This window comes from Streptomyces sp. SID3343 (assembly GCF_009865215.1).
In the GTDB taxonomy this organism is placed as follows: domain Bacteria; phylum Actinomycetota; class Actinomycetes; order Streptomycetales; family Streptomycetaceae; genus Embleya.
The window spans coordinates 1-10,010 of the sequence record NZ_WWJX01000562.1; the positions used below are offsets into that span (position 1 = coordinate 1).

9 protein-coding genes and 1 pseudogene are annotated in these 10,010 nt (G+C 70.9%); 6 read left to right on the forward strand and 4 right to left on the reverse strand.

Going from position 1 to position 10,010, the window contains the following annotated elements; translation table 11 throughout:
* The 3 genes from GT354_RS17085 to GT354_RS17095 all read left to right on the forward strand — a co-directional run.
* The coding region (locus GT354_RS17085; protein ID WP_202511982.1) for a chaplin family protein at positions 1 to 282 on the forward strand (282 nt) is incomplete at its 5' end.
* A 1-nt stretch (position 283) separates the two neighbouring features.
* Positions 284 to 1,591, forward strand: coding sequence for a hypothetical protein (locus GT354_RS17090; protein WP_237535042.1), 1,308 nt, complete (start codon positions 284 to 286; stop codon positions 1,589 to 1,591).
* Positions 1,592 to 1,662: 71 nt separating this feature from the next.
* Complete coding sequence (locus tag GT354_RS17095) at positions 1,663 to 2,640, forward strand: hypothetical protein (protein WP_161357158.1); 978 nt, start codon at positions 1,663 to 1,665, stop codon at positions 2,638 to 2,640.
* Positions 2,641 to 2,695: 55 nt separating this feature from the next.
* Here GT354_RS17095 and GT354_RS17100 read toward each other — a convergent pair whose 3' ends face one another.
* The 3 genes from GT354_RS17100 to GT354_RS17110 form a co-directional block, all read right to left on the reverse strand.
* A complete protein-coding gene (locus GT354_RS17100; protein ID WP_161357159.1) occupies positions 2,696 to 3,109 on the reverse strand; it encodes a heme-binding protein in 414 nt (137 codons plus the stop codon).
* A gap of 157 nt (positions 3,110 to 3,266) precedes the next feature.
* The gene (locus GT354_RS17105; RefSeq protein WP_161357160.1) at positions 3,267 to 4,433 is read right to left on the reverse strand and encodes a hypothetical protein; all 1,167 of its coding nucleotides are present in this window, start codon (positions 4,431 to 4,433) and stop codon (positions 3,267 to 3,269) included.
* A gap of 3 nt (positions 4,434 to 4,436) precedes the next feature.
* Positions 4,437 to 5,444 carry a methyltransferase gene (locus GT354_RS17110; RefSeq protein WP_161357161.1) on the reverse strand — a complete coding sequence of 336 codons (1,008 nt, stop codon included), beginning with the start codon at positions 5,442 to 5,444 and terminating at the stop codon, positions 4,437 to 4,439.
* Between the two features lie 424 nt (positions 5,445 to 5,868).
* On the opposite strand from GT354_RS17110, the gene GT354_RS17115 reads away from it, so the two are divergent.
* From GT354_RS17115 to GT354_RS17125, 3 genes are read left to right on the forward strand one after another with little or no spacing between them, the layout of a single operon-like run.
* The gene (locus GT354_RS17115; protein ID WP_237535045.1) at positions 5,869 to 7,395 is read left to right on the forward strand and encodes an NAD(P)/FAD-dependent oxidoreductase; all 1,527 of its coding nucleotides are present in this window, start codon (positions 5,869 to 5,871) and stop codon (positions 7,393 to 7,395) included.
* A complete protein-coding gene (locus tag GT354_RS17120; protein WP_161357162.1) occupies positions 7,392 to 8,909 on the forward strand; it encodes a hypothetical protein in 1,518 nt (505 codons plus the stop codon). Before GT354_RS17115 ends, GT354_RS17120 begins: the two co-directional genes overlap by 4 nt.
* The gene (locus tag GT354_RS17125; protein ID WP_161357163.1) at positions 8,906 to 9,589 is read left to right on the forward strand and encodes an alpha/beta hydrolase; all 684 of its coding nucleotides are present in this window, start codon (positions 8,906 to 8,908) and stop codon (positions 9,587 to 9,589) included. Before GT354_RS17120 ends, GT354_RS17125 begins: the two co-directional genes overlap by 4 nt.
* A 179-nt stretch (positions 9,590 to 9,768) precedes the next feature.
* Here GT354_RS17125 and GT354_RS17130 read toward each other — a convergent pair.
* Positions 9,769 to 10,010: pseudogene (locus GT354_RS17130) on the reverse strand (5,10-methylene tetrahydromethanopterin reductase); the annotation flags it as partial.

Below are 10,010 nucleotides of genomic sequence, written 5' to 3' on the forward strand. Positions count from 1 at the left end.
GGGGTGCGGAGCGCGGGCAAGTGGGCCGCGGTGGCGGGGGCGGCGGCCGGCGCGGCGCTGGTGCCGACCGGGGCCGCGCAGGCCAACGTCGTCGGGGTCGGCAACGCGACGATCGGCAACAGTTGCGCCAACCTCGGCACCGGCGCCGAGGCCCACGGCGCCACGTTCGCCGACAGCGGCATCGTCAGCGGCAACTACGCGGCGCTGCCGCTGAGCCTGCCGCGCAACAACTGCGGCAACAGCGGGATCGTCTGTACCGCCGTCTTCATGGCCATCCTCTGACATGACGAAGGTGGCGGCGCCCGGAGCGTCCATACGAAACGCGCCGGTACGGGAATTGGCCGCGCTGAGCGGGCGGGCGCTTCCTCTGCTGCGTCAGTGGGTGGACGAGCAGCCGCGGCTCGGCGTGGCGCGGGCACTGCTGGTGCTGGCGACGGCGGAGGAACTGGGCGACGCCGCACTCAAGGAGCACTTGCGCGTCGCCCACCGGGACGCGTGCAAGGTCGACGAGCGGTCGGCGAGCCTGGTGTACGGGGTGTTCCTGCACACCCACCGGCAACACCGCCTGACGGCGGACCACTTGGTGGGCCACTTCGCGCGGTGGCCGGGAGACGAGGTCGCCGGCCTGATGGTCGGTGCCTTCGCAGCCTGCGGCGACGCCGACCGACGCGCGCACGGTGACGCCCTCGTCGAACTGCAGTACCGACAGGCCGGCCCCGACAACTGGTTCTGGGCAAGTCTGACGGCCTGGACGCGCGCCGAACAAGGCCGCGTCGTGGAGGCCCACGAACTGGCCCGGCACGCCCTCGCGTTGCACCCGCGTTCGGGAGTCGCCGCGCACGCTCGCGCCCACGCCGAACACGAACTGGGCACGGGCCCGGCTTCCGTGGCCTTCATCGACGGATGGCTCGCCGCCGACCCGCAGGCGATGCAGTTCCGGCATCTGAACTGGCACGCCGCCCTCCAGTCGTTGGCCGACGGCGACTTCGCCGACGCGCGCCGCCGCGCCGACGCGGTACTGACCCGTGCCGACGTGGGGATGCGGGCGGCGACGAACTGGCGCCTGCTGCTTGCCGGGCAGAGCCCGGCCCTTGGCTGTGACCTCGACCAGGTCCGAGCCTTGCTGGCCGCGCCGGCGGGCACGGCGGAGGTCTTCCACACCTTCAACCTGGCCCTGGCGCTGGCCGGCGAGGGCGCAGGCGACGACCTGTACGCCCTGGCGCGGCGGGCTGCCGCCGACGAGCGCACCGAGTACCGCGACGTGCTGGCCCCGGTGGTGCGGGCGCTGGCGGAGGTCACCGCCGACCGCCCGGAGTGCGCCGTGACCCTGCTGACCGAACTGGGCGAGCGCGTCGAAGACCTCGGCGGTGTCCGGGTCGAACGCGAGATCGTCCAGGACACCCTTGCCCGCGCCCTGACCGACACCGGCCGGCACGCCCGCGCGGCCGAGTTGTTGCGCGGGCGCAGCACGACCCGCCGCCACCACGCCTACGAAGACCTCCTTCTGACACCCGCGGCCGCGACCCGGCGCACCGTACCGGCACAGCCCGCGGCCCGGGACCGCGCAACCGCCCGTTCCTCGGGCCCGTGACCACGTCGTGCCGTGCCCGGCCCGGGCCGGCACGAACTCTCGCCCACCGGCCCCCGATCGAGAGAAGACTCATGACGGTTCCGCACGTGATCGTGGTCTCGCCGAGCGGCAGCGGCGGCCCGACGCTGGCCGGGATCACCACGGCCCTCGGCTACACCCCCTACGGCACGATGAGCGGCAGCCACGCCGTCGCCGGTGAGCGCCCCGGCCCCGGTGAGGTACAGCCCCTCCTCCAGGCCGCCTACGGGCAGGACCGGACGGTAGCCCTGTTGCGCGGGGATCGCGCGGAACTGGAGGCCGCCTTCCAGGCCGCCGTCCACGCTCTGTGGCGGGTGTGGTGGACCCGACTGGGCCAACCGGTCACCCATGTCTCACCCGTGGAGCCCGTCCTGGAACACCGTCTCGCCCGGTGGCCCGCCCCGGCTCTGTACCGACTGCTGCCCGGGCGCGGCTGCTGGTACGTCTGCGGCCTGGACCTCCGGCGGATGGACGCCGACCTCGTGCGGACCTGGACGGCGACCGGTCAGCCGCCGATCGTCTTCCACCATCGCGACGTCCGGGACCGGATCCTGAGTCAGGTCCACCTGCTCTCGGGACCCGCCGACCGGGTCGGCTCGCTGCCCGAACACCTCGTGTACCGCGACATCGTCAGCGCTTTGCCCGACATGGACGCGAGGATCACCCTCGCGCTCACCGACCCCGAGTTCCCCGGGATGGCCGAGGCCCGGCGCTGCCAATGGTTGCTGCGGCATCCGCGCGTGTGCGCGATCACCCACGAGGAACTCGTCGGCCCCGACGACGTCCGCGATCGGGCCCTGACCCGGCTGCTCACGACCGTCGACCACCCCGACCACGCGGCGGCCCTGGCCGCCCTGGCCGCGGTGTCCCGCGACGAGGGCGACCACGCGGTCGGCGCCTGGCGTGAGCATTTCACCCCCGAACACGAACGACTCCTCCGACGCTTCCACGACGACCGCCCGCACGACGACCGCCCGGCTTTCCGCACTTGTGCGGCCGGGATTGCCGTGCCCGAGCAGTACACCCGCTGAGAGAGCGGGCGTCCGTTCGGCGAGCCGCGCCGAGTCGGGGTGGCCCGCCCCCGGCTCAGCCCTGGGCCGCGGCCACGCCTGCCTCGGCGACCGGTTCGTCCTCGCCCTTGGTGCCGCCCGCCACGCCGATTGCTCCCGCGATAGCGCCCTCGACGAAGATCGGGATGCCACCGGGCAGCAGCGCGAAGCCCGGTTGGGCGGCCATCGTGGCCAGCAGGATCGGGTCCTGCGCCGCGACCTTGCCGAAGGCCGCGGTGGGCACCCCGAGTCCGGCGGCGGTGACCGCCTTGTGCGTGGCGACGGTCGTGGACCAGAACGTCGCGCCGTCCATGCGGGCGAGGGTCTGGAGGTTGCCTCCGCCGTCCACGACGGCAACGGTGACGGCGACGCGCAGTTCGGCCGCCTCGGCCAGCGCGGCGTCCAGAACGCGACGGGCGACCTCGGCGGACAGAATGGGGGCAGTGGTCACGAAAGGGCTCCTGGTTCGGTGCTTTTCGGTGTGAAATTGCGCAGTACGGTGTGAAGCGGCGTGAAGCGGTGTGAAGCGCCGTGAAGGCAAGTGAAGTATTGCAGCACGGTGCGATATCGGTCGATCAGTGGTCATCTCCGGGCATATGTCGCCGTGTTCATCGCCACGCGAAGCGGAACATCGCCTCGTCGACCGGCCCCGGCCTGCCGGGAAGGCAACCGTCCTTGTTCACGAACGGCTTGAGGTATCCGGCACCTTCGGTGCCGCCGGATCCCTTGAGTTGACGGGGCAGATAGCGGCAGCCGAATCCGTAGTGGCGTCCCCGCCAGATCAACAGCGACCGCTCCACCGCCTCGAACGCCGTCGTCAACTCCGGTCTCCCGGCGGCGGCGACCGCCTCGCGCAGCGGCCGATGGTCGCGATACGGGGGATCGTTCAGCACGCGCAGATGACCGATGCGGCAGAACACCTCGGCTTTTCGCGGGTCGTATCCGAACATCGCGAGTTCGAAGAGATGGAAGTTCAACGACTGAACGGCACTTGCCGCTCCCGTGGCTTCGCGAAACTCCATGAACTGCTCGGGGGAAAGGGTTTTGAGCGCGTGAAAGATGCCGTTGACGAGTTCGGCGCACTCACCCGCCTGGTCGATCCGACTTCCGGCTACCGCGTGTTCGCCCGCCGCGATGGCCACGATCGCCCGACAGGCGAGCCAACGCAGCAGATAGAACGCGAGTTCGCACGCGTGTACCGATCTCAGGAAAATATGCTCGTTCGCATCATCGGATTGCGGATATGCGGTGCACCGGGTGAGAACGGACAAGCGCCACCGCAACGTCGCCTCGGTGCGCGCCCTTTCGGCGATGTCGGCCCCGAGTGTCGGTCCTTCCCGGTGGACGACCGTCGCGTCCACCTGTTCGATCAGTCGGTGCAGTCGGGCCAGCCGCTCCGGGAGATACGCCGCGCCTTCGGACCGCCGATCCGCACGGGACTGCTCCCGCGAGATCAGATCGGTGAGCGTCGCCCGGATGCCGACGATCGCCGCCGCCACCGGTTCGTCGCGGTAGTGCGCCAGGAACCAGTCGTAGACGTGCAGACTCGTGTAGCGGTAGTACTCGGGGATCTGCTCCCGGCGGCTGAACGGCCGGGTCAGCAGTCGGACGATCTCCTGATCCGGCCCGCGGCCGCCGATCGTGGTGTCGTCGTGCCGATTCGCCAGCCGCTCGCGGACCTTGTCCGTCAGTACCGCCCGGCCGCGCGTGCCCTGCATCCGGATCATGTCCTCGGCGTCGTCGGGCAGGCGCGGATCCGACGATATCGCGCGCATGGGTTACTCGCCTCCGGCCGGCGCGCGGCCGACGACGAGGTGCTTCTCCCGGCCGGATCGGCGCACTTCGCAGTCGGTGAGGCCGGCCGCGCGCAGCAGCCCCACGTATTCGGCCGCGGTCCGGTGGCGGCCCCGGGTCTCGACGTGCATCGACAGGTTCATCACCGCCGTGGCCAACGGACGATGGCCGTCGTCGTCGAAGAGTCGGTCCATGACCAGCACTCGGCCCCCGGACCGGCAGGCACGACGCGCCTTGCGCAGCAGTGCCAGACACGCGTCGTCGTCCCAGTCCGACAGGACGTAGCCGAAGGCCACGCAGTCGCCCTCGGGAAGTTCGTCGCGAAAGAAGTCCCCTGGGGCGAAGGCGAGTCGCTCGCCCAGGCGGTACGCCTCCCGGGCCCGATGCAGGTGCGGGGCCACGTGCGGCAGGTCGAAGACGGTGGCCCGCAGGTCCGGGACGCGCAGCAACGCGGCGACCGAGAACGGTCCGTTGGCCCCGCCGACGTCCACCAGATGACCGGCCATCGCCGGTCCGGCAAGCTCCACCAGCTCGCCGGAGACGTCGAAGCTCAGCTGCCACATGGCCGACACGAACGCCTCCACCGCCGCGTCGTCCGCGTACATGACGTCGAAGGGGTCGGGCAGCTTGTCGTCCACCCGCGCCTTGCCGTGTGACAGGTAGGCGTCCAACTGCGGCATCCGGGCCGACGTGCTGCCGACCAGATGCCGGACGAAGGCGCCGGCGTAGCGGGAAGCGGACGGGTCGAGATAGGCGATCGACGCCTCGGGCACCCGATATTCGCCGTCGTCCCCCTCCAGCACACCGAACGCGCGGAGCGCGACGAGCAATCGGCCGACGGTCTCCGCGTCGGTGCCGGTGCCGGCGGCGATCTTGCCGGTGCGGCTCGCGCCGTGGGCGATCAAGAACGCGAAAACCCCGTGACGGTCCGCCAGATGCACGGCGTGCGTGGCGTGCATACCGAAGATCGCCCGCTCCAGCGCCTCGGGCATGGCGCCCGTCCGCGGCTCCGGTCGGCTCTCGTCCGCTCGCGACCGCACCGCGGAGCCGCGCGGTGTCCGGTCGCCCGAACTGCCGTCTGTTGCATGTCCCACAACTGGTTCCTTTCACGGGATCCCACCGGAGCACGGAATCCCCGCCCATCTCGTCGGCGCGCGATCGATTACCTCTCGACCGGTCCGACGAGGGCATCTGTCGCCGACTCCGACCCGCCCGGTGAACCACACAATGGCGCCGATCGAGGACCCGATCCGAGGCGCCGCGCAAAAACCGTCCGAACGCGCGGGGTGGGGGTCGCGGTGCGCCGGTTCGGCGGTTGCGGGCGGCGATTCAACCACTCGTCGACCCGCCCGATTCGGGGATGTGGTCGCGGTTCGAAGCTATACACAATGGGCGGCGAAATGAGCGAGGAAGTGGATGCGAATGCTCGAAACACCGCTGCCAAGCCCCGGAAAACATGTCTCGTTCGAGAACCGATGGAAGAAGCGGATCACCGTCGTCGGCGCCGGTATATCCGGTCTCGTGGCCGCGTACGAACTCGAACGTCTGGGCCACAGCGTCGAGGTGTTGGAAGGGCGATTGGAACTCGGTGGCAGGATCCGCACCCACCGATTCCTGCCCGGCCGGCCGGGCCCGTGCGTCGAACTCGGTGCCATGCGGGTGCCGATCACCCATCACCGGACCATGCGATACATCCGCGAACTCGGCCTCACGAGTCGAGTCCGCGAGTTCAGGACGCTGTTCGAGGACGACAACGCGTATCTGCGAACCGGATCCGGCCATCAGCGCGTCGGGGACGCCGCGCCCGCGCTGGTCTCGGACCTGCGCTCGCGCTTGTCGGGCGGCGACTACGACGACGCGACGGTGCTTTTCGGCGCCTGGCTGGGTGTGCGGGTCAACGCCATCGCGCCCGGCGCGTTTCGGGCCGGCATCGGTGACGGGCTCGATCGGGAGATCCTCGCGCTGGTCGAGGGCATCGACGTCGCGCCGTACGTGTACGGCCCCCGCCGGGACCGGATCGACCTGCACTCCCTGTTCGCCGACCATCCGCAGATCCAGGCCGGCTGCACCGGGCGGCTGTACCGCTTCGTCGAGGACATCGTCAACGAGACCAGTGCCCGCCTGATCTGCCTGCGCGGTGGGATGGACCAGCTCGTGCACCAACTGCGCGACCGGATCCGCGGGCCGATCCGCCGCGGTCAGGAAGTGGTGGGGATCGAGGTGCGCGACCGTGAGGTCGCCCTGCGGATCCGCCGCGGTTTCGGAACGATCACCAAGAGCTGCGACTACGTGCTGTGCACCGTGCCGTTCACCGTGCTGCGGACCATGGACCTGGTGGGCTTCGACGACGAGAAGTCGGCGATCGTGCACGACATGAAGTACTGGTCCGCCACCAAGGTCGCGCTGCACTGCCGCACCGCCTTCTGGGAGAAGGAAGGCATCACCGGCGGAGCCTCCTTCACCGGCGGACTGATCCGGCAGACCTACTACCCCGCGGCCGAAGGCGATCCCCGCCTGGGCGCGGCCCTGCTCGCCAGCTACACGATCGGCGACGACGCCGACGTCCTGGGCCGGCTCGGGCGGTCCGCGCGGCTGGGCGTGGTGCTGAACGAACTGGCGGCGGTACACCCGCAGTTGCGCAAGTCGGGGATGATCATGGGGGTCGCGGACCAGGTGTGGGGCGACGCGCCGTCGAGTCTGGGGGCGGCGGCCGTCCGTTGGGGCAAGGACATCTCGACCTGCGAGAGCGAACGGCGCTCGGCGGCCCGCCCGCAGGGACGGCTGTTCTTCGCCGGCGAACACTGCTCCACGTATCCCGCCTGGATCGAGGGCGCCATCGAGTCGGCCGACAACGCGGTTCGAGCGATCGCTTTCCACGAACCGGGCCCGGACGCGTCGGCCGTCGCCGAGGAGTGCGCCGCCGTGTCGGAGAAACCGGCATGAGCGTCTTCGATCTCCCTCGTCTGCACTTCGCCGGAACCGCCACCACACACCTGCCCACCGGCCCGCGCAGCGGCCTGGTGGACCTCGCCGGCAACATCGCCCTGACCCCCGACGGCCGGCCTTTCCCCACGGACCGACCGGCGAGCGAGTATCACGAGATCCTGCACGCCATGGGGCCGGACGCCGGCGCGGGCACGACCTTCGGCGGCAGCGGCCACTTCGGCGTCGAGGCCTTCGTGGTCGGCGCGGAACGCTTACCGGGGACGGTGATCACCGACGATCCCGTGGTCGGCCGCAGCGTCGACATGTGGGGCCACTACAACGAGTACTTCGCCACCACGGCCAACCGGGCCAGGGTGTTCGACGTCGATCCGTCCTCGAACTGGACCACGACCTTGATGATCGGCCGGTTCGGCTTCGGCCGACACGGGCGATCGCACGACGTCGGCTACGCGTTCACCGGTGATGTCGAGGGGTTCCAGCCGCCGCGGTGGCAGGTCTTCGACGCCGCGCGGCCCGACACCGACACGGTGACGGCCTCGCGCCTGCCGGTGTCGACCGTGCACCAGTTCGTCGTCGCCGGCGACGAGGCCATGCACTGGCTGGAGGAGCGGCCCGGCTCGCCCGCCGTGGCCCACCTGCGCGATGTGGTGGCGAGCGCGGGAACGGACGGCCTCGTCGTCCAGTTCGCGCTGTACCGGGGCTCGACGCCGCCCCCTCCCGAAGCACCCACGCCCTGGCGACTTCGCGGCACCGTCGCGCCGTGGCGCGAGGCGGAACCCCGCTCCTACCCCGCCGGACGGCTGCTCACCGCACCGGGGCCGGCCGACGCCCACCCCCACCCGATCCCGCGCCGACTCACCGTCGACGTGAGCCCCACCCACGTCACCTTCAACCTGATCGCCGGGTCGGTGGGAGCAGCCGACCACGGCGACACCGAAGGCGAAGCGTGGGAACTGCGCACGACCCCCGGCGATCGTCTGATCGCCGAACTCCCCGGCGGCGCGGGCGCCGACGCGACGGCGCCCGACGGCGGCGTGGTGGCGGTGCCCCGCCCACCCGGATCGGACACCGCCGAGCACGAGGCGTTGTGCCTGGTGCGGCGACGCGGCGACGGCACCCGGATCCCGGTGTTGCGCGAGCAGGAGATCAACGTTCAGGCGGACGACGCGTGTGTGATCCTGGAGCACCCCGACGGAGAGCACGACGAGTCCCAAGACGTACGGGTGGTGATCCGCTCCCTGGTCCGCGGGCGTCCCGGCCCCGTCGACGCCGTCCGGGTCCGACAGTTCTACAACCCGCGCGCCCTACCCGGTGACGACGCGGCTTCCTCGCCGCACGCGCGCGGCACCGATGTCGTCGTCGTGCAGGTGCGCCCCGACGCAGGCCGCCGCAGCGCCGATGCCGGCGAACCACCGTATGGATGGGACCGATACGACCACGGACAAGGCCGCGGCCGCAGGCAGTACGAAGGCGAACGGCGCCGGTCGCCGCGGAGTAGCCTGCGGGCATGACCGACGTGATCGTCTTGCACGGTGCCTGGCATCAACCGGCTCACTACGACGACCTGGTGGGGTTGCTGCGCTCGCGAAGTCTGAGTGTGGAAGTGCCCGACCTCTACGAGCTGTCGCCGGCTGACAGTACCGCCTTGGTCGAGGACATCGTCGCCGCCTCCGAGGAGCCTCCGCTGGTGCTCGGGCACTCTTTCGGAGGTGTGACCGCCGGAACGGTCCGCGGCGCGGCAGGACTGATCCTCCTGGCCGGTTGGCTTCTCGACGTGGGTGAATCACCCGCGCAGCTGCTCGACGAAGTCGCGAAGGAAACCGGTGCCCCCGCCGAGGGGTTGCTCGCCGCGCTCGACGACAACGGGCGGCTACGACTCGATCCCGCGGATGCCCGAAAGAACCTGTACGCCGACGTCGACGAGCCGGCGGCCACCCGCGCGATCGAGCTGCTGCGCCCGGAACCGCCGTCGATCTTCGGGGCCATACCGAGTCACGTGAGCTGGCGCGATACACCCTCCGTCTATGTTGCCGGCCGCGACGACCGTGCCATCGCAGCGCCACTGGTCAGCCGCTTCGCGGCCCGTTGCTCGGCCTCGGAGACATGGGAGACCAGCCACTCGCCATACCTGAGCCGGCCCACGGCTGTCGCCGATCTGATTCACCGACAGCGACGAAACGCGAGCCGTTGACCAACCCGGCCGTGCCGATTCGACGTCCGCGCCACCGCGCCGAGGCACACGCACGCGCGCGTCCACCCTGCGTCGGGGGCTCGGCCTCGCGGATCGGCGCATGCGAAGCGGACAGCTGTGGGGCGTCGTACGGGTGCCGGGCCGAGCAGCCGGGGTGCTGACGCGGACGCGCGGAGCGCTCAGGCGAGGAGTTCGGCGAGTCGGGCCATCTCGGCGGCCGGGTCGATCACCGGTTGGATGAGGAGTTCGTCGACGCCTGCGCGTTCCAGGGCGGTGATCCGGGTGAGGACGTCGTCGCGGGTGCCGACCAGGGCCAGGGTGTGCATCAGGGAGGGCAGGACCAGGTCCCGGTCCTGCGGCGCGATGCGTCCGAGGTAGTTGGGGTAGAGCTTGGTGTACCGGTCCGGCGCGGCGGCGGTGG